Annotated in this window: 25 protein-coding genes; 8 read left to right on the forward strand and 17 right to left on the reverse strand. The window is 62.5% G+C overall.

Annotation, left to right across the window (positions count from 1 at the left end):
• The 10 genes from BLP76_RS00005 to BLP76_RS00050 all read right to left on the reverse strand — a co-directional run.
• Positions 1-269 (reverse strand): transposase (locus BLP76_RS00005; protein ID WP_139163641.1); only part of this gene is annotated, 269 nt, incomplete at its 3' end.
• A gap of 102 nt (positions 270-371) precedes the next feature.
• Complete coding sequence (locus tag BLP76_RS00010; protein ID WP_092808862.1) at positions 372-1,181, reverse strand: N-acyl homoserine lactonase family protein; 810 nt, start codon at positions 1,179-1,181, stop codon at positions 372-374.
• Between the two features lie 94 nt (positions 1,182-1,275).
• Entirely contained in the window at positions 1,276-2,118 is an 843-nt protein-coding gene (locus BLP76_RS00015) for an alpha/beta fold hydrolase (protein WP_092808863.1), read from the reverse strand.
• Positions 2,111-2,509: a hypothetical protein gene (locus BLP76_RS00020; RefSeq protein ID WP_139163642.1), complete on the reverse strand. Its 399-nt coding sequence runs from the start codon at positions 2,507-2,509 to the stop codon at positions 2,111-2,113. Before BLP76_RS00020 ends, BLP76_RS00015 begins: the two co-directional genes overlap by 8 nt.
• A 113-nt stretch (positions 2,510-2,622) precedes the next feature.
• On the reverse strand, positions 2,623-3,018 hold the full coding sequence (locus BLP76_RS00025; protein ID WP_092808865.1) for a (R)-mandelonitrile lyase: 396 nt from the start codon (positions 3,016-3,018) through the stop codon (positions 2,623-2,625).
• Between the two features lie 87 nt (positions 3,019-3,105).
• Entirely contained in the window at positions 3,106-4,521 is a 1,416-nt protein-coding gene (locus BLP76_RS00030) for a TRAP transporter large permease (protein WP_092809960.1), read from the reverse strand.
• Positions 4,522-4,524: 3 nt separating this feature from the next.
• A complete protein-coding gene (locus BLP76_RS00035; protein WP_092808866.1) occupies positions 4,525-5,220 on the reverse strand; it encodes a TRAP transporter small permease in 696 nt (231 codons plus the stop codon).
• A 153-nt stretch (positions 5,221-5,373) separates the two neighbouring features.
• Entirely contained in the window at positions 5,374-6,372 is a 999-nt protein-coding gene (locus tag BLP76_RS00040) for a DctP family TRAP transporter solute-binding subunit (protein WP_092808867.1), read from the reverse strand.
• Between the two features lie 228 nt (positions 6,373-6,600).
• A complete protein-coding gene (locus tag BLP76_RS00045; RefSeq protein ID WP_092809962.1) occupies positions 6,601-7,509 on the reverse strand; it encodes an NAD(P)-dependent oxidoreductase in 909 nt (302 codons plus the stop codon).
• 265 nt (positions 7,510-7,774) lie between these two features.
• The gene (locus BLP76_RS00050) at positions 7,775-8,476 is read right to left on the reverse strand and encodes a GntR family transcriptional regulator (RefSeq protein ID WP_092808868.1); all 702 of its coding nucleotides are present in this window, start codon (positions 8,474-8,476) and stop codon (positions 7,775-7,777) included.
• A gap of 465 nt (positions 8,477-8,941) precedes the next feature.
• Here BLP76_RS00050 and BLP76_RS00055 point away from each other — a divergent pair, with 465 nt between their 5' ends.
• A complete protein-coding gene (locus BLP76_RS00055; RefSeq protein WP_092808869.1) occupies positions 8,942-9,496 on the forward strand; it encodes an AAA family ATPase in 555 nt (184 codons plus the stop codon).
• Here BLP76_RS00055 and BLP76_RS00060 read toward each other — a convergent pair.
• The 4 genes from BLP76_RS00060 to BLP76_RS00075 form a co-directional block, all read right to left on the reverse strand.
• Positions 9,475-10,383: a metallophosphoesterase family protein gene (locus BLP76_RS00060; RefSeq protein ID WP_092808870.1), complete on the reverse strand. Its 909-nt coding sequence runs from the start codon at positions 10,381-10,383 to the stop codon at positions 9,475-9,477. The two genes, BLP76_RS00055 and BLP76_RS00060, sit on opposite strands and share 22 nt — an antisense overlap.
• Complete coding sequence (locus tag BLP76_RS00065; protein ID WP_092808871.1) at positions 10,380-11,345, reverse strand: diacylglycerol/lipid kinase family protein; 966 nt, start codon at positions 11,343-11,345, stop codon at positions 10,380-10,382. Before BLP76_RS00065 ends, BLP76_RS00060 begins: the two co-directional genes overlap by 4 nt.
• Before the next feature lie 73 nt (positions 11,346-11,418).
• Positions 11,419-12,582, reverse strand: a complete 1,164-nt coding sequence (locus BLP76_RS00070) for an MFS transporter (protein ID WP_092808872.1) — start codon at positions 12,580-12,582, stop codon at positions 11,419-11,421.
• A 267-nt stretch (positions 12,583-12,849) separates the two neighbouring features.
• Positions 12,850-13,404 (reverse strand): NADPH-dependent FMN reductase, encoded by a 555-nt coding sequence (locus BLP76_RS00075; protein WP_092808873.1) that lies wholly within the window; start codon positions 13,402-13,404, stop codon positions 12,850-12,852.
• 115 nt (positions 13,405-13,519) lie between these two features.
• Here BLP76_RS00075 and BLP76_RS00080 point away from each other — a divergent pair, with 115 nt between their 5' ends.
• Positions 13,520-13,867 carry a winged helix-turn-helix transcriptional regulator gene (locus BLP76_RS00080; protein ID WP_420867609.1) on the forward strand — a complete coding sequence of 116 codons (348 nt, stop codon included), beginning with the start codon at positions 13,520-13,522 and terminating at the stop codon, positions 13,865-13,867.
• Here the strand turns inward: BLP76_RS00080 and BLP76_RS00085 are convergent.
• Together BLP76_RS00085 and BLP76_RS00090 are read right to left on the reverse strand one after the other, a co-directional pair.
• Positions 13,859-14,416 (reverse strand): DUF421 domain-containing protein, encoded by a 558-nt coding sequence (locus BLP76_RS00085; protein WP_092808875.1) that lies wholly within the window; start codon positions 14,414-14,416, stop codon positions 13,859-13,861. The genes BLP76_RS00080 and BLP76_RS00085 overlap by 9 nt on opposite strands.
• 3 nt (positions 14,417-14,419) lie before the next feature.
• Entirely contained in the window at positions 14,420-14,737 is a 318-nt protein-coding gene (locus tag BLP76_RS00090; protein WP_092808876.1) for a hypothetical protein, read from the reverse strand.
• A gap of 311 nt (positions 14,738-15,048) precedes the next feature.
• On the opposite strand from BLP76_RS00090, the gene BLP76_RS00095 reads away from it, so the two are divergent.
• The 6 genes from BLP76_RS00095 to BLP76_RS00115 all read left to right on the forward strand — a co-directional run bounded on the left by BLP76_RS00095 (position 15,049) and on the right by BLP76_RS00115 (position 16,767).
• The gene (locus tag BLP76_RS00095) at positions 15,049-15,258 is read left to right on the forward strand and encodes a cold-shock protein (protein ID WP_092808877.1); all 210 of its coding nucleotides are present in this window, start codon (positions 15,049-15,051) and stop codon (positions 15,256-15,258) included.
• A gap of 61 nt (positions 15,259-15,319) precedes the next feature.
• A complete protein-coding gene (locus BLP76_RS00100; RefSeq protein ID WP_128292082.1) occupies positions 15,320-15,511 on the forward strand; it encodes a hypothetical protein in 192 nt (63 codons plus the stop codon).
• A gap of 123 nt (positions 15,512-15,634) precedes the next feature.
• Positions 15,635-15,787: a hypothetical protein gene (locus BLP76_RS18685; protein ID WP_170130548.1), complete on the forward strand. Its 153-nt coding sequence runs from the start codon at positions 15,635-15,637 to the stop codon at positions 15,785-15,787.
• A gap of 3 nt (positions 15,788-15,790) precedes the next feature.
• On the forward strand, positions 15,791-16,030 hold the full coding sequence (locus BLP76_RS00105; protein WP_092808879.1) for a hypothetical protein: 240 nt from the start codon (positions 15,791-15,793) through the stop codon (positions 16,028-16,030).
• Between the two features lie 81 nt (positions 16,031-16,111).
• The gene (locus BLP76_RS00110; protein ID WP_128292083.1) at positions 16,112-16,360 is read left to right on the forward strand and encodes a hypothetical protein; all 249 of its coding nucleotides are present in this window, start codon (positions 16,112-16,114) and stop codon (positions 16,358-16,360) included.
• Between the two features lie 5 nt (positions 16,361-16,365).
• Complete coding sequence (locus tag BLP76_RS00115) at positions 16,366-16,767, forward strand: hypothetical protein (protein ID WP_139163643.1); 402 nt, start codon at positions 16,366-16,368, stop codon at positions 16,765-16,767.
• A gap of 322 nt (positions 16,768-17,089) precedes the next feature.
• On the opposite strand, the gene hemN is transcribed toward BLP76_RS00115, so the two are convergent.
• Positions 17,090-18,436 (reverse strand): oxygen-independent coproporphyrinogen III oxidase, encoded by a 1,347-nt coding sequence (hemN, locus tag BLP76_RS00120; protein ID WP_092808882.1) that lies wholly within the window; start codon positions 18,434-18,436, stop codon positions 17,090-17,092.
• Between the last annotated feature and the right edge of the window lie 117 nt (positions 18,437-18,553).

The following is an 18,553-nucleotide window of genomic DNA, read 5'->3' on the forward strand; positions in this document are numbered from 1 at the left end:
CGATAGGCGACATTCACCTCGATCTCGCGCACCAACTGGCGCTCAGAGCGGATGCCGAAGAGATAGCCCAGGAACAGCGCCTTGAACATCAAGGTCGGATCGAGCGCCGGGCGGCCATTATCCGGACAGTAGAGCCCCGCAACCCGGTCATGGATGAACGAGAAGTCGATCACCGCGTCGATCTTGCGAAGCAGGTGATCCTTGGGAACCAATTGATCGAGTGTCACCATCTCGATCGCAGTCTGCTCAGGGGCCGGGCTCTTCAACATGGCCCACTGAATCAAAAAGCCCCGGCTCACGCCAGGGCTTTGTCAGCAGTCTGAGGCCTCCTCCGGGAGGCCGTTTGCCGTTCGGGAAGAGGGGAGGATCTCTTACCCTGCCGGCTCTTTCGGATCGGCGTCGAGGCGCACGACGACGCCCTCAAGGCCAGAACTCGGCGCCGGATAGCGGTCGAGAATGATAGGATCGTGTCCCGGAATGACGTTCGAGCGATCGCTCGCGAGCTCCCAGAGCCGGTCGTAGCCCTCAAGCGTCTCAGCAAGGCTGTGCAGCACCGGAAAGGCGCGGCCTTCGTTCATGTTGGCGTAGAAATGGCTGGCGTCGGAGGCGACGACGAGCCAGCCGCGCCGCGTCCACACGCGCACCACCTGTAGGCCTTTCGAGTGGCCGCCGACATGGTGGACGCTGATGCCGGGCGCGATCTCCGAGGCGCCGTCGTGAAACTTGACGCGGCCGGCAAACACCTTGCGCACCATCGCCACCACGTCCTCTTCCTCGAAGGGGAGCTTCAGCGCGCCGTGGCACATGCAGCGGCCTGTCGAATAGGCCATCTCCGCATCCTGCAGATGGTAGCGCGCATTCGGGAAGAGATCGTAATTGCCGCAATGGTCGTAATGCATATGCGAGATGATGACGTCTTCGATCCCGTCGGGATCGATGCCGATCGTCTTCAAGCCTTCGCCGGGCGAACGCAGGAACTGCCGCTTGCGCTTTTCGGCCATCGCCTGATCGAAGCCGGTATCGACGATGAAGGTGCGACCGTTGCCCTTGATTGCCCAGACGAAGTAGTCGAGCGGCATTGGCACGTCATGCGGATCGCCGCCGACGAAATTGTGCGCGGCGGTCGCGGCCGGATTGTGCGCGTAGCGGACCGCGTAGACCTCATAAGGTTCAGGTGTCATCTTTCCTCCCTTCCGACCGGCCGCGCTCTTGTTGTTCGGTCGGGCGCGGGCCGGTTCTTGTGCGTGTTGACCGCATTGGGCGGGGTGAGGGCGGTCAGTCGGCCTCCATCACCTCGAGTTCCGGCAGAAGATACTGACGGAAGAGGGCGTAGTTCTCGATCATCGGGAAATGGCCCATGCCTTCCATCTCGGTGTAGCGGCAGCCGGGAATGGCGGCGGCCACTTTCTCCGTCATCGCCGGCGTGCACGAATAATCGTAGCTGCCGGTGAGAAGGCTCACCTTGCACTTGGCGGTGTCGATCGTCTTCACATGCTCGCGGGCGTCGAAATCGAAGCTGTAGAACATGACGTCGCCGCGATAGACGCCGGGGCCGGACTGCGCGTAGTACCACCAATTGTCGCGCTTGCCCTCTTCGGGGCTTTGCGGCGCGTTGAGGCCGAACGTGTAGGTGGCGACGAGTTCGCCGCCATGCACGGCCGGATGCAAGAGGAATTCGTTATAGCGGCCGGGCGCGTGCGCGGCGCTTTCGAGCCCGATGATGCCGCGGATCTCGTCCTGGAAGTCGCTGGCGACCCTGAGCACGATGGCTCCGCCCATCGAGCAGCCCATGACCACGGGACGGTCGAGCTTGAGACCCTTCCATACGGCTTCGATGGTCGCGAGATACTCTTCCGTCTTGAGCTCGTAGGATTCCAGCCACCATTCGTCCGGCGGGTCGGAACGGCCGTGCCGGGGCATGTCGAATGAGACGACGCGGAAACGGCGCGTCACCTCTTCATCGTTGAGGAGATGGCGGAACTGGCGGCTGTCCGCCCCGGCCGTGTGCAGGCAGAGGAGGGGGATGCCCTCGCCGGCCTCTTCCACGTAGATGCGGTGGTTGCGGCCTTGGATCTCCACATTGAGATAGCGGCCGACGATCGGTTCGAATTCAGGCATGCTCTTTCCCCACCTTCTGCATCAGGCCCATCATGCGGTGCAGGGCACGCGCGTTCTGCATCGCCACGAGCGTATCGCCTTCGAGAACGAATTCCGGCACGCGCATGATCATGGCGAAGATGTCGTGGTAGAGGGGAGGCGGCGTCTCGCTCAAAAAGCGTTGCCACAGCTCCATCGGAGCCCGGATCTCAAACTGTGTGGGGACGTCGAAGCCGGGGGCCGGCAGGATTTTTTCGATCTTGCCCTGGCGCACCCGCAAGACATAGCGGCGCTCGCCGAAGGTGATCCCCATATCGACGTCGAACTTGCCGCCGATGATGGCGAGTTCTCGATCTGAGGCGACCCTGTCGGCGAAGGCGGCCATCCAATCCGTGTCAGGAAATTCAGCCATTTCGGTATCCTTGTCGTCGAAGACGGGCTGGGGGGCAGGGCCTCCGGCTCGCCTGGTCGGAGCCTCGCGCATAAGAAGGCGGCGCGAACTCTTCTGAGCCGCGCCGCTTGCCTTTACGCGCCGTATTGCTCGTCGGTGACGTGCTCCAGCCATTCGACGACGACGCCGTCATGGCCTTCCTGCATGGAGATGTGGGTCATCATCGTGTTGGGACCCGCACCATGCCAATGCTTCTCGCCGGGTGGGATCCAGATGACGTCGCCGGCCCGGATCTCCTGGATCGGCCCGTCCCATTTCTGGATGCGGCCGGTGCCGGCGGTGACGTAAAGCGTCTGCCCCATCGGATGCGTGTGCCAGGCGGTGCGGGACCCCGGCTCGAACATGACCACGTTCGACTTCAACAGCGCCGGCTCAGGCGCCTCGATGATCGGGTCCTGCCAGACATTCCCCGTGAAGGATTTTGCCGGTGCCTTGCGGGTCGGCAGAGTTCCAAGACGTCTGATCTCCATATTTCTCCTCTCCTTGATGTCGGCCGTTTCGTCCGGCCTGGTCTCCCGCCTGGGCGGGTCGTTCGTTGAGCGGTGGGGCCGCACGCCTCATTTGAGGCCATGCGTGAAGCTCTTCGGCTCCGGGCCCATCAGCGAGTACGGCAGAATCGTCGACAGCCCCGGCACGTAGGTCGCGATCATGAGGAAGATGAGCATGATGCCGATGAAGGGGGCCGCAGCCTTGGTCACCTGCACGACGCTCATCCTGGCGACGCTCGCCGTGACGAAGAGATTGAGGCCGATCGGCGGGCTGATCAGCCCGATCTCCATGTTGACGACAATCATGATGCCGAGATGGATCGGGTCGACGCCGAGCTCCATCGCCACCGGGAACACAACCGGCACGACGATCAAGAGGAGGCCCGACGGCTCCATGAACTGGCCGCCGATGAGCAGCAGGATGTTGAGCGCCAGAAGGAAGGTGAACCAGTTGAACCCGGCTCCGATCATCCATTCGGTGATCGTCTGCGGCACGCGTTCCACCGTCAGCACGTGCGCGAAGAGCATCGCGTTGACGACGATGAACATGAGCATGATCGTCGCCTTGCCGGCTTCCACCAGCACATGCTCGGTGTCGCGATGGAAACAGGCCGGTACGAAGCGCGTGATCGTCAGGAGGGCGTTGCGCTGCACGGCGCCGATGATCGATTCCCCATCCTGGCGCCACGGCACGCCCCGAAGCGGACCCATGTCGCGATAGATGAAGATCGCGACGAGGAACGAATAGACCGCCGCGACAGCTGCCGCCTCGGTCGGGGTGAAGATGCCGCCATAGATGCCGCCGAGGATGACGATGACGAGGAAAAGCCCCCAGGACGCGTCGAGGAAGGCATCGCGCACGGCCACCAAGCCGGCGAATGGCAGTTTCGGCATGCCGCGGAAGCGCGCGTTGAGATAGACCCCGACCATGAGCATCAGCCCGGCGACGGTGCCTGGTAGAATGCCGGCGAGGAACATGCGGCTGACGGAGACGTCGGTGGCGGCGCAATAGACCACCATGACGATCGACGGCGGAATGAGAATGCCGAGCGTGCCGGCATTGCAGATGATGCCTGCGGCGAATTCCTTCGTGTAGCCGACCTCGCGCATGCTCGCGATGGCGATCGAGCCGATCGCAACCACGGTTGCGGGCGAAGAGCCGGAGAGCGCGGCAAACAGCATGCACGACATCACCGAGGCGATCGCGAGGCCGCCGCGGAGATGGCCGACGGCGGACACCGCGAAGCGGATGATGCGGCGCGCCACGCCACCCGTCGACATGAAGGACGAGGCGAGAATGAAGAAGGGGATGGCGAGCAGCGTATAGCTCTGCGAGGCCGTAAAGAGCTTCAGCGCCACCGACGACATGGAATCGCCGGAGAAGAGGACGATCGTCAAAACACTCGAAAGCCCAAGCGCGAGCGCGACCGGCACTCCGGCAAAGAGAAGGGCGAGAACCGTAATGAAAAGGAAGCCGGAGACCATCATTTACCTCCGGTCTTTGGAGTTGTTGTCGTCGTACCAGTGCGGCGCCTCTGAGGCGTGCTCCTGCGCGGCGGCGTAGCTCTCGTGATCGGGATCGGAACGCTGATCCATGAGCTCGGTCGTCTCGATGGCCGTGGTGATCATCTCGCGCTTGCCCTGGACGATCTCGATCAGCGCCTGCAGGCAGCGGAAGCCGAACAGGAAGAGGCCGAGGGGTAGGATGAGATAGGCGATCCAGCGATGCACACGGGCAGGCAGGTCGAACATCTCCTGCGCCCAGTCCGGATAGCGGATCTCGGTGAGGCCGATGCCCGTTTCAAAGGTGCGCAGCCAATAAGGGAAGGCGCCGCCCTTTGCGTCGATACCGACGAATTGGAGCCAATCGGCCCAGAAGAAGATTGCGGCATAGACGACGCCGCAGAGTGCCCCGAAGATCGCAAACGCTTTGAAGAGACGCGCGGGCAGGGCGCGGACCAGCGTGTCGACTGCCAGATGCGAGCCGATCTTCGCGCCGTAGGCCATGCCGAAGAGAATGAGCCAGGCGAACAGGATGCGCGCGAAATCGAGCGCACCGAGCCAGCCCGTATTGAAAACGTAGCGGGCGATGACCTGCGTAAAGGAGGTGACTGTCATCGCTGCCATCAAGATTGCAATGACGCTGCGCTCGAAGCGGTCGACGCGTCGGCCGAAACTGCTCATCTTCCATCCTTCAGGGGTTGGATCCTCGCGGCCCTTCGCCAAAAGCGACGAAGGGAGTTTCAATGGCGAGCGGTCCGGCCGGACGCACGGAGGGCGTGGGCGGCGACGGCGTGTCAGCCGTCACCGCGCTCGCGGGCCCGGCAGAGCCTGCGTTCAGGATTTGTTGGACGCGACTGCGGCCTCGATCACATCCTTGCCGATCCCGTCTTCGAACTCTTCCCAGACGGGTTTCACGGCATCGACCCATTTCTGCCGCTGTTCCGGAGTGAGCGTGCGCACGGTGACGCCGGCTTCCTCGATGCGCTTTTTGCTCTCTTCGTTGATGGCCGTGGCCTTCTCGTTGTACTCGTCGCTGATCTCGCCGACGATACCGAGGAACTTCTCGCGCACATCGTCATCCAGGCTGTCGAGGAAGTCCGCTGAGGTGACGAGAATGTAGGTGAGGAACTGGTGGTTGGTCTCCGTCACCCCGTCCTGCACCTCGTAGAGCTTGCCGGTGTAGATGTTCGACCAGGTGTTTTCCTGCCCGTCGACGACGCCGGTCTGCAAGGCACCGAAGGCCTCACTCCAGGCGAGCGGCTGCGGATTGGCGCCGAGGGCCTTGATCATGGCGATCGAGACGTCGGAGGTGGTCGCACGGATCTTGAGGCCGTTGAGGTCGGACGGCTCGATCAGGGGCCGGTTCGCCGAAAAGGCGCGCAGGCCGTTATAGACATAGGCGAGGCCGACGAAGCCGTTGTCGCTCATGGACTTCAGGAGTTCGTCGCCCGTCTCGCTATGGGTGAAGCGCGACACCGCATCGGTATCCTCAAACAGGAACGGCAGATTGAAGACGTCGAGCTTGGCCGTGTAGGCGCCGAGCTTGCCGATGTCGGGCGAGGCGAGCTGGACGTCGCCGATCGCCAGCGCTTCCATCACTTCGTCGTCATTGTAGAGCTGCGAGCTCGGATAGACCTGGATGCAAAGCTGCCCGTCCATCTCTTCGTTGACCCGCTTGGCCAGCGCGGTGGCCATCTCGCCCTTCGGATTGCCGGTCGGAGCGCTCACATGGCTGTATTTGATCAGAGTTTCGCCGGACTGGCACTCCGATTGCGCCATGGCCGTGCTGGCCAAGAGGCTCATCGCGAGAGCTGTGAGAATGGTGGTTTTCATGGTGTCCTCCCTGGTGATCACTTTTTCCGCTCGTTCAGCGGCGGAACCTGAAGTGAGCTGATCATAGGCCCCAGCCCAAGTCAATATGATTGTATGATCAGAATATTTCAGACCAATTTTGCAAGCGACAGCGTGCGCTTTCCGCGCGCGCTGTCTTCGCAGAAGTGTACTTTATGCAGATAGAAAAGCGCTACGCCGCCCAGTGCAGCCGTCGCGCCTTCCCGGAATTCAGCCGGTGGCGCCGTCGCTGCGCATGCTGACGCCGGCGGCTTTCTCCGTCAGCGTCACCACCTTGGTGAAATCGGAATCCGCGCCGAGCTTGTCGACGGCATCCTGCCAGATATTGAAGACCGTCTCGCAGCCGGGCAGGCTGAGGCCCATCGACTTGGCGACCTCGTTGAAGAGCTTGACGTCCTTGAACATGAGCCCGGAGGAAAAGCCGTAATCGAAGGTGCCCGGCAGGATCGACTGCGGGAATTTCTGCATGGTCGCGGTGTTGCGGCCGCTGCCGGCATTGATGACGTCGATCATCACATCCGGCGACAGCCCGGCCTTCGCACCCATCGCCACCGCTTCGGAGCTCAGAGCCATGGCGGCGGCCGATAACAAATTGTTGACGAGCTTCATCGTCTGGGCGAGGCCCGGCTTGTCGCTCACATAGAACGGCTTTCCGATCGCCTTGAGCTGCGGCAGAAGGTTGTCGTAGTCGGCTCTCGGCCCGGAGAACATGACGGCGAGGGTGCCGGCCTTGGCGCCGCCGACGCCGCCGCTCACCGGGGAATCGAGCCAGGTTACGCCTTTGTCCTGCATCTTCTTGGCCAGCGTTTCCGCCATTTGCGGACCCGTCGTGGACAGATCCACGATCCGCTTCACCTGGCTTCCTTCCGCGAGCCCTTTGTCGCCAAAGGCCACGGCCTCCACGATCGGCGGTGTCGGAAGCGACAGGAAGACAGTGTCGACCTGAGAGGCGAGATCGGCCGCCGAGTTTGCCGCCTTCGCTCCGCGCTCCACAAAGGGTGAGATTGCACTTTCGCGTGCATCATAAACGACGAGCGGGTTGCCGGCGTCCAAGAGGCGCCCAGCCATCGGGACGCCCATATTTCCAAGACCGATGAAGCCGATTTTGTCGCTCAAGATATTCCTCCACGATTGGCGGCTCGACAGCCTGCCGATTATTCGTTGCGATGGCGGGATTTTGCCGGCAGCGGCCTCGTCCGACGCCGTCGCGGGAACCCGCAAGCGGAGCCACTTTATCGGTCTTAATACCGTAATACAATATTATTAGTGATTGGTCGCGCCTCCTGCGTGTCCTGATTGGAGCACGCAGAACATGTAGTCTCGGTCGCAGGCGATGCCGGCGAGCTCTGTCGGGCGGGGTGCGTCTGGCGTGAAAACCAAGCCTTCAGGCGCGACGCTTCTTATCGCGCGTATCCATGGAAAACGTATGCATGGCCGCCGCCGCGGCGCGCCGCACATGGTCCGTGGCGATCGCCTTCGCTCCAGCAGCATCGCGGCGATCGAGCGCGTCGAGGAGGTTCTGCAGCTCGCTCAAACTTTGCTGCCAGCGATTGGGGGCCTGCAGCGATTGCGCCCGCAACAGCATGGTGCGCGCATTGAGCATATAGAGGGTCTTGCCCAAAGCTTCGTTGCCGGTTCCGACGACCAGGCAATCGTAGAACTTGTTCTTCAGCGCGATACGTGTCGCCGCGATATCGGCCTTCTTGACCTCCTCGAATGCGGCTTTCAGCGCCTCGCGGTCGTTATCCGTCGCATGCTCGGCAAAGAGCTCGGCGGCCAGGCCTTCGAGCACTTCGCGCACCTGATAAACGCCGATCGCCTGGGCCGCGGTGATCCGAGAGACCACCGGTCCCTTATGGGCGATGACCTCGATGAGGCCTTCCGATTCGAGCTGGCGAAGGGCCTCGCGCACGAGCGTTCGGCTGACGCCCGTCATCTCGCACAAATCGCGCTCCGGCATGCGCTCACCCGGTCGGAACCGCCCGGCCGCAATGGCCTGACGGATGCTTTCCGTGACGCTGTGGCGCAAAGTCGCCGCCGGGCGCGGAACGCGGAATTCGTCGTCCCCCACCTTCGTTTCATTCATTCCGGGCACTGCTTTTCCCCTTGCCGGACTGGTCGCTTCCGCCGCCCGCTCACCGACCCGCTCGGATCCCGCAGACGTCAGGATTATTGTTCAGCAACGCAGACGTGTCTAGCATTCGTAATGATCGCATGACGGTCCTACAATCTTTAGGGGCTCGGGCATATGCACCTTTATGCCATCCCGGGGGGCCGCGCTCGAAAGTCGCGTCTTTCATCCGTGATCCGGGAGGCGACCGGCGTCGGCACGTGTCACCAGACCGATCTCAGCCGCCGGGGGATGCGCGCGGACGATCCATCGGTTATCGGATGCGATGAAAACGGGTCAAAGCGATAGAGTTTTGCAAGTCGTCCAGCTGAGCATCCGAGCCTCGCATCCTGCCTGCGTGCTGCAAGCCGTGAGGAGGGCAGATATGGCTTTGCGTCTGCTGGCAGATGAACGAAGCGCTTCGTCGCGAAAGGTCGATCTATGAATGCCTCCGCTTCGCGCGAAACCCTCGTGGTCAATATCTTGGGAGGTCCGGGCGTCGGCAAATCGACTTTTGCCGCCGGGCTCTTTGCCGACCTGAAGCGGCGTCATATCGCCTGCGAGCTCGTGACCGAGGTGACCAAGAGGCGGATCTGGGAAGGTCGACCGCATGCGATCGCCAACAAGATCACCATTCTCGGCGAGCAATGGGCTCCCGTCGAAGAGCTTCTCGGCAAGGTCGACGTAATCGTGGTCGATGGATGCGTGCTTTTGGCCAGCATTTATGCTGCGCCCCATTACCCCGCCGCCTTTCACGAACTCTGCCTCTGGTGCCACAAAAGCGTTCGTCGCCTCGACGTTCTGATCGCCCGCCCTCAGGCAGAGTATGAGACCTTCGGCCGGCTCGAGAGCGGTGACGAGGCGCTGAGGATCGATGCACGCGTCGAAGATCTGGTGCGCGCCCAGGCCGGCGATGAGGTCCTCGCCGTCGACGACCATGACGAGGGACGCGCAAAACTCGTCGCTGCGATCCTTCAGCGGATCGTCGCGGCCTGAAGCCGCCTGGTTTCCGGCATCTCCAGCTCTGACCGAGGAGCGTCCCCAAGATCGCCCCCAAGATCGTCTTTCTGCAAGATATCGGCGGGCCTTTGGTGCCAGTTTTCACCGTCCCAAGCTCTAACCGCGATATCGATCGACCCGTCTTCGATGGTGATGGAATTGTAGGCGTTCGGCTCCCCGCGCAACCGTGTCGAGATCGAAGTTGCGGCCTGTGCCACCAGGATGGGCGCGTGCGCGGCCTCGCGCCCGCCGATCGGCTCGCCCTCGGTTTCCTCCGCGGGGCCGCCATGCTTGCGGACATAGGCCATATGGAAATGTCCTGAGAGCACGAGCCGCACGCCGAGTTCTGCGAAGGTCTCAAGCGCAAGGTCGGCTCGCTTTACCCGCCGCATGTCGATCGGCGGATCGGGCAGAAGCAGCGGATGATGGGCGACGACGATGCGTAGGGCCGAGGGGTCGGCCGCATCGAAGCGGGCGCCGAGCGCATCGAGCTGCTCGTGGCTCAAAGAGCCATGCGCCCAATTGAGGCCGAGGCGCATGCGCCGCGAAGTCTTGAGGCCCGCAATGGCAACGCCGTCCATCTCCACGAACGGCTCCAGATCCCGGGATATGTGTTTCTTGTAGAGCCGGTAGGGCGTCAGGAAGCGGTCGATGAGATTGACGGCCGGCACGTCGTGATTTCCCGGAACGCAGAAGGTCGGCATCGGCAAGGCGTCGAGAAAGGCGCCGGCTTCGGCAAACTCGTCGGCCTCGCCGCGCTGGGTGAAGTCGCCGCTGACGACGACGAGATCGGGCCGCGAGGCGAGGAGATCTTCGTGGAGCGAGGCGGCAAGCCGAGGGTCATGATGCCCGAAATGGAGATCGGAAAGATGTGCGATCCTCATGCGGACGCCCTCTCATGATGAGGCGCTGAGGCGATCTCGCCCTCGTCCGCCGTCTCTCCCGGTTGAGCGACCGGGGCGAGCACCGTGAGGGCGTGCGGGTGAATGCGAAAATCGAGAGGCGGGCGGATTTTCTCGACTTCGCCGTCGACCATTGCCTGCACCAGACGACGCTGCGTCGACAGCCGCACGTCGCGCGCCTCATGGATGATGAGCGCCTCGTCATCGCGCCAGCGCCCTACCGCCATGCCGACGACGAGCCGCAGAAGATCGAAGAGGCCGAGATGGCGCAGGGCATAGATCGTCAGAAGCCCGCGATCGAGCCTGCGGCGCGAGAAGAAGCGGCCGACCTCTTCGTCATAGGCATTGTTCGCGACCGCGATGGAGCGGACGCGCAACGTTTCCGTGTTGTCGGCGCCGTCCCTTTGCAGCGTGACGCGCAGATCGTGGGGGTGGGTGAGGCGGCGCCAGAAAAAGCGCAGGAAGCTGAGTCGTGTTCCGAAATCTGGATTGTCCCGCAGATGCTCGCGGCCAGCCGCCACGGCGGGTGCGAAGCCGATGACGACTTTGTGCAGGAAGAGACGCCCGTTCACCTCGCCGATATCGATCGTCCGCGGTTGCATGTCGCGAAGTGTCGAGATCGCCTCCTCGATGTCGAGCGGTACGGCAAGATCGCGGGCAAGAAGATTGGCTGTGCCAAGCGGCAGGACGGCGAGCACCTTGTCGCGCCCTCGAAGGGCCGAGGCGACGGCCGTGACGGTGCCGTCACCCCCTGCGGCGGCGATGATATCGGCCGGAGACGATGCGGCCTCCTGGGCGCGTTCCGAGAGCGGGCGGGCCGTATCGCTGTCGATGGTGGCGTCGAAACCCGCGGCTGCGAAACGCTCGCGAAGGGAGGCCGGCGTCAACCCGGCTGCGGTGCCGGAATGGGCGTTGAAGACGACATGGATGCGAAGCGGGTGCATGAAACGCGGGTTGCCTTGGTTGCGGCCGGTCGATCCGGCGTCTCCTGCGTGAATGCACCAGGAGGCGAACGGTTCATCGGATGGCCTGCAAGCGCAACATCAGGGCAACGAGAACGAACAGAACGAGCCCTGCGGTGATCGGTGCCCCGGCCGACGAGAAAATGTCCATTGCCGAGGCCGTGGCAGTCGACCCTCCCGCGCTCCCGATCGCGTAGGAAAGGCCGAAGACGGCACTGCCAGCGACGAGAAGGCCGCCCGTATAATGCGCCCCGAGAAGCGTGAGCGCGCAGGTGTAAAGGGCGAATTCTGCGGCACCCATCAGGGCGAAGACGGCGAGGATCGCGGCTTCCGATTGCAGAAACGGGATGATGAGGAAGGTGGCGCCGGCAACGAGGCCACAGGCGATCGCGACCCCGTGGCGGGGCAGGCGGTCGAGAAGCAGGCCGACGAGCGGCTGTGCGAGTGCGGTGGGCAGCGCGACCATGGTCACGGCGATTGCGGCAAAGGCTTCCGAATGCCCCGTCTTGACGAAATAGACCGGCATCACGGAGATCGCGGCGATATCGGCGAAGCCGAAAGCAAACACCATGACGACGAGCGCCGGCGCGGACCGTACGAATTTGACCAGCGCGCCGGGCGGCGAAGGCTGGGGCCTTGTGCGAGCGCGGCGGCTCAGAATGGCCGTCGCGAACGCGACGATGGCGAGATAGACGGCAAGGATGGCGAAAGGAAAGCTGCTGTCGCTGCCGAAGAACGGAATGGCGAGGGGGCCGGCGGCAAATCCCGCACACATGCCGGCGCCGTAAAGTCCCGAGATACGTCCTCTCAGATGATCCGGGCAGGCGGCATTGAGCCAGGCTTCGCTCAGCATGAAGACGAGATTGACGCAGATCCCGAGCACGAAGCGGGCGAGAAACCAGACGACAAGCGAGTCCGTGATGCCGAAGACGAGGAGGCAGAGGGAGCAGCCGGCAAGGCCCACGATGATGATCTTGTCGCCGGCCAGCCTTGCCGTCAAAGGTCCGATGGCGAGGGTGGAGACGGCAAGGCCGAGGCTGAAGACGCCGGCATTGAGCCCGATCACGCTATCGGTGACACCTCGATGGGCCATGATCAGCGAAATAAGGGGATAGGTGAGGCCCTGGGAGACCGAAAAGGCGGTCACGCCGAGGATCACCGCAGCGATTGCGGCCCGGTCGAGCACCAACACCGCTTCTGATGCTTTGCCGACCGACATATAAAAAGCCCCTGCCCACGCGCCTGCCGGTGGATCGGTCAGATGCCGCCGGCCGCGTGACGATATAAGGCCTGGATGCCGTTTCCACCATCCGCCTCCGTTCAGCGCGTTCGTGCCCGCGTTCGGAGCGCGCCGGTTAGGCTCGCTCAGGGCCTATCGGGGGCGTGTGGCCAGGAGAGGCAAGGACGGGTGTCCCGTCCTTGAAGGAGAAAAATCGATGCGCCTCAGACCGAGGTATGAGGCGAAGTCTGAAGCTCGAGCCGGGAGCTACTTGCCGAGCTTCGGCATTTTGTCGATCCACTCGCCGAAACGGGCAAGGTACTCCTTGAGGAAGTCGCGGGTGGTGTCGTCGGTGACGGCCAGATCCCCGTCGATCAACCCCTCTGGAAAGGCGAGATAAACCTCCGGCTGGCCCATGACGAAGGCGTTCTGGGTGACGAGGACACTGCGCAGACCGACCTGTGCGGCGGCGGTGCCGATCCGGCCGGGAGATGCGCCGATGACGGAGATTGGTTTGCCGGTCCAGGAGCTTTCACCGTAGGGACGCGAACCCCAGTCGATGGCGTTCTTGAGAACGGCGGGGATCGAGCGGTTGAATTCCGGCGTGGCGAAGATGATGCCGTCCACCTCGGCGAGATCGCGCTTCAGTGCAAGCACGGAAGCGGGCGGATTCTCCCACAGGTCGTCGTTGTAGAGCGGCAGGTTGAGGTCCGGATAAATGAAGGTGAATTCATCCTTGCCGAGCTTTTCGAGCGCATGAGCGAGGGTCCGGTTGATGGAGGCGCGCCTTAGGCTGCCTACGAGCACTGCTATCTTTCGCATAAGGCCTTTCCTGGTTACCATTGGTGACCGTCAGATAGGACAGGCCCGCCGGGGGCCACAAGAAGGCACTTTTTTGAAACCGCAGATCTGTCACCTCCCCTCTGATTGCCGGCCTGTGAGTGAGATCCTGTCGCGCATTGGCGACAAATGGTCTGTGCTCGTCATCACCTTGCTGGGCGACGCTCCCTTGCGCTTCGGGGAGTTGAAGCGCGAGATCGGCGGCATCTCCCAGAAAATGCTGACGGCCACTTTGCGCGCTTTGGAACGCGATGGTTTCGTGCTGCGCCGCGATTACGGGACCGTGCCGCCGAAGGTGGAATATGAGCTCACCGAGCTCGGACGCGACCTCCTCGTGCCGGTGACGGCGTTGGCGGCATGGGCGCGGCAAAACCAGACGCATGTCGAAGAGGCCCGTCGCCGCTTCGACGATGCATGCCCGGAACGGACCGGCGGCTCAGGCTGAAAGACCTGCCTCGGCGCGCGCTTCCTGCCGGCCCTGGACATGTTGCAGCGTGGACGCCGTGGCGGTTTCCGCTTTCGGCTCGTTTGCCGCCGGAACGACGCTGATCGAACCATCGGTCTCCAGAACCACGGCTGCTACGGCGTCGATGTCGGCCATCCCTGCAGCCCGCATGGCCGCGTAGACCTCTTCCTCGGTGACCCGCTCTTTCTTGAGTATGGGCTGGACGAAGCGGCCGCGAAAAAACAGGAGCGCCGGGTCCGCCTTGACGAGCGATTGAAAACCCGCCGAGCGGACCGACGCGTAAGCGACGGCATATTGCAGAAGGCACAGGAGAGCGAAGGCGAATAATCCTTCGCTCAACGAGACCTCGCTCGACAACAGCGTGGTGGCCAGTATCGAGCCGAGAGCCACCGTAACGATGAAATCGAAGGCGTTCATCTTCGACAGCGTGCGCTTGCCGGTCGCCCGCAGCAGGAGGACGAGCCCGCCATAGGCCAGGATGCCGATGATAAGGATGCGGAAGAGGTCGCCCCAGCTGTCGAAGAACATCGATCAGCCTCCCATATCGCTGAGCTGATCGCAACGCACCCACCATTTCTCCGGCATGGCCGCATCGCGTAACGCCTGCACAACGCCGCCTCCGGCATTGGAAAAATCGATGAGACAGAGCGAGCCGCTGTCGCTCTTGAGGCGCGTGATGCTGAGATTGCGGCAGTCGGATGGCATCAAATCGCCGTTGCTGTCGATGACCTGTTGCAGGCTCTGCTGCGACTGGCAGGCGGGAAAGCTCTCCTGGGCCGCGGCGGGGGCCACAACGGTGAAGGCGATAAGAGCGGTGGCTGCGCCGGCGGCGATGAGACGGGCCATCATGGGGCCTCCTCTTGAAACATGCTGTTGCGCTGCACGGCCTGCGAGCGACAGCGCCGCGACCATGCAGTCTCACCTACCAACAACCGGCATTTTGGAGAGTTCCGGGGTTTGGACGCGTTGGGGCGCAGTTTTTCTTGTTAATGCCGCAATTGCAGTCTACAAGAACAACCATCGATCTTTGGCCGGACATTTTGGCCGTTAAGTCCCGTTTCGCCGGGCGCGGGTTCAGACTTCCTCCAAAACTCGACTTCCACACACGTGCGCATATCGCGTCGCGTGTACCCATACGCGTTCTGCGAAAGGAACATTCCATGGCGGTTGGTACCGTAAAATTCTACAATTCCCAAAAGGGTTATGGCTTCATCCAGCCGGAGGACGGCGGCAAGGACGTGTTCGTCCATGCCACGGCTCTCGAGCGTGCCGGCATGCGCGGCCTCGTCGAAGGTCAGCGCGTTTCCTTCGACGTTGAGGCGGATCGCCGCTCCGGCAAGGAAGCTGCAACGAATCTGCAGCACGCCTGATTTTTCAGGAGGCGCAGGCTCGCCTGCGCCTCCTGTTCCCATGCCGTACGGCGGAGGGAATATGACCAGCCATTCATTCAAGGTGGGCCAGACGGTCCGCCTGTCGCAAAAGACCGTCGGCCCAGGTGTTGCCGGCGTGTACAAAATCCTGGCTTTGCTGCCCGAGGAACATGGCGATTGCCAGTACCGCGTACAAAGCACGGTGAGTTCGCAGCAGCGCGTCGTCCAGGAAAGTCAGTTGTCGCGCCTTTAATGGCGCATGTCTCAGGCCCGGAGACGGTCCTTTCGAACCAAGGCCGGCTTTCCGCGTCTGCCGCTCCCGCTCAAAGCCTGAACGGCGCACGATGTGCAACCCGGTTCGGAGAGGATAAATTTCATGGCAAAAGGGCAGGTGCGCGGTTCTAAGGAAACTAAAAAGCCGAAGAACAAAGAAAAGGGCGCCAAGCACACCCCGAAATATATGGAGACGTCAGAGCTCGGCTCCCTGGGTTCGAGCGGATCGCCTCTCAAGCTCGGTCAGAAGAAATAATCTGTGGCGCGCTTCGAAGTTACGATGTCGAGCGGCGACAAGCTCCTCATCGAGCACGATATCGCATCTGTCGAGGAGATGCGGCTGGTGCTCGAGAAGACCGATTTTCTCGCCACCAAAGAAGTCAGACTCGGTGCACCCGGTACTCTGCCGGATGTCGTCTTGTCGACCCGCCATATGATGCTGCTCCGCCCGCTCGCCGAGGGTGCGACACAGGGCAGCTCTTTCCGGCCCAAGCGATAATCTAAAATGGGAACGCCGACGAAGCCGTCGACGCATGGGAAGTCCGCAAAGGGGAACGCTATGGCGAGGAGCGTGAAGGACGTGGCCGAGCTCAAGGCTCGGATGGCGCATGCGCTTTCAAGCGATAACGTCAGCGTCCCGCAGCGAGAATTTCTCGAAAGCCAGAAGGCGCGGCTCGATCAGCGTGGAACCCATACCATGCTTACCGACGACCAACTCGCGCGCATCGAACGCATCATCGACGAGGCCGGGGCGGAACTCTCCTCGTCTGGCGCGAATCCATCTGACGCCGACGATGCCGAGTCCACGCCGCCCACAAATCAAGGGTGATGCCGATGTCTACAAAAACACAAGGCAAAGGTGACAGCGTCAAGCTGCGCCGCGACAAGGCCGATGCGACCACTGCCGCAGCGAAGGCTGTGATCGACGCCGAACTGAACGCGGCGCGCCAGAAGACCGAGCGGTTGCGGGCGCAGCGCCTCGCCAAAGAGGCCGACGACGCCGGATTGGCGAAGGAGGCGGCGGAAAACGCGCCCAAAAAGGGTGCCCGAAAGACCGCGAAGAAGCGTGTGACGAAGAGTGCCGCTCTCAAGGCCGCCGGCACGCCCCCTGAGGTCGATGAGGTCAAGGCGCCAAAGAAGAAGTCGAAGGCGAAAAAGGCTGTGCCGGCGCCTGTCGCCGATATGGACGACGACGTCGAGGAGCCTGACGAGGCCGATGAGGTCGCAGAGCTTTAGCTGACCGTGGCCGAAATCCCACCGACGATCATATCGAGGTCACACTGATCGCTGCTTTCACGGGGATACGCCGCTCGCGCTGAGCTTGTCTCACGCAGGCGCGTGATCGCTTTGCGATGCCCGAGCTTTTAAAATCTGGTCCGGCCCACTCGGACCATCCATCATTCGGCCGGCTCGAATCGCATCTCGCATCGCATCTATGGCTGATCGATGAGGCTCTTTCGACGCTCACCCCGAAACACGCCCCCGAGCGGCCGCGACTGCCGGCGACGGCACCGGCACAGAAGCCGCCATTGGCGGCTCTGCCCGTGCCAGGTCGGCTCTAAACGGCAGTCGAATGCGTGGCCGCACGCGTCCCGAGATAAGCGTCGAAAGAAGCTGCAACGCTACGCACGAAGGGCCTGCCCCGATCGGTGACGACGAAGCGATCGCCGACCCGTGAGAAGAGCCCATCGGGGTCCGATTCCGCGAAATAGCGCGCGTCATTGATGACGGGATCGGCAAGCGCACCGAAATGCGCTTTCAAGGTCCCGGCCGAGAAGGCAAAGTCGCACAACAGACGCTCGATCACGAAGGCCCGAACCCGGTCGGCCTGAGAAAGCTCGAAACCGCGAACGGTTGCCAGCTCACCCTTTTCGATCTCGGCCGCGTAGCGACGGGTCGTTTTTTCGTTCTGCAGATAGCCCTGCGGGAGCTTGCTGATGGAGGAAGCTCCGAAACCGATAAGGGCCTCGGCCTCGTCCGTCGTATATCCCTGGAAGTTGCGGTGGAGGCGACCCTCCCACGCGGCCACGGCAAGGGAATCTTCCGGCACGGCGAAATGGTCGAAGCCGATGCGCTGATACCCGGCGCCGGTGAAGAGCGTCGCAGCACGATTGGCCTGCGCGAAGCGCTCCAGAACGTCAGGCAGCTCGTCCGTCGGGATCATCTTCTGCCGCGGGATGACCGAGGGCACATGCGCATAGCCAAAGAGAGCCACGCGGTCCGGCCTGAGGGTCAGGATCTGCTCGACCGTGCGCACGAGCTTGTCACGGCTTTGATAGGGCAGGCCGTAGACAAGATCGACGTTGATGGAACGGATGCCAGCAGCACGCAGCCGATTGACGGCCGATTCCGTCTCCTCGAAGCTCTGCATGCGGTTGATGGAGGCCTGCACCTTGGTGTCGAAGTCCTGCACGCCGATCGAGGCGCGGGTAAACCCGGCCTTTGCGAGCGCTTCCACACGCGCGTCGTCGAATTCGCGTGGATCGATCTCGATCGCGAACTCGGCATCCGCCGCGGACGGGAAGGCCTCACGGATCGCCGAGGCGAGCTCGATGATGTCGTCCGGCTTCAGCAAAGTCGGCGAGCCGCCGCCCCAATGCACGCCCTCGACGTTGATGTCCGGCGCAAGCTCGGCAACGAGCTTCAATTCGTCCTTCAGCGTCTTGAGATACGGCAGCACCGGATCGTAGCGCAGCACGTGCCGGGTCGTGCAGCCGCAGAACCAGCACAGCGTGTCGCAGAACGGGATGTGGAAGTAGAGCGAAGCCCTGGTATTGGGCTTGAGCTCTTTCAACCAGGATTTCGCGACCTTGCCGTCCACTTCTTCGTTGAAGTGGGGCGCCGTCGGATAACTGGTGTAACGCGGCACAGGCGCCGCGTATTTGCGGACGAGATCAGGAACCATTTGGGTATTTCTAATGCTTTCGTCGAAGGCGTCCTTGATCAATGTCAAAGAGGAAATCGGCCGCTGCAAGGTTTGACGCGCAAGCAGGCATGTCCTTCTGCAATCTGAATGGCTTGG

The sequence above is a fragment of the Afifella marina DSM 2698 genome, from assembly GCF_900102695.1.
Classification (GTDB): Bacteria; Pseudomonadota; Alphaproteobacteria; order Rhizobiales; family Afifellaceae; genus Afifella; species Afifella marina.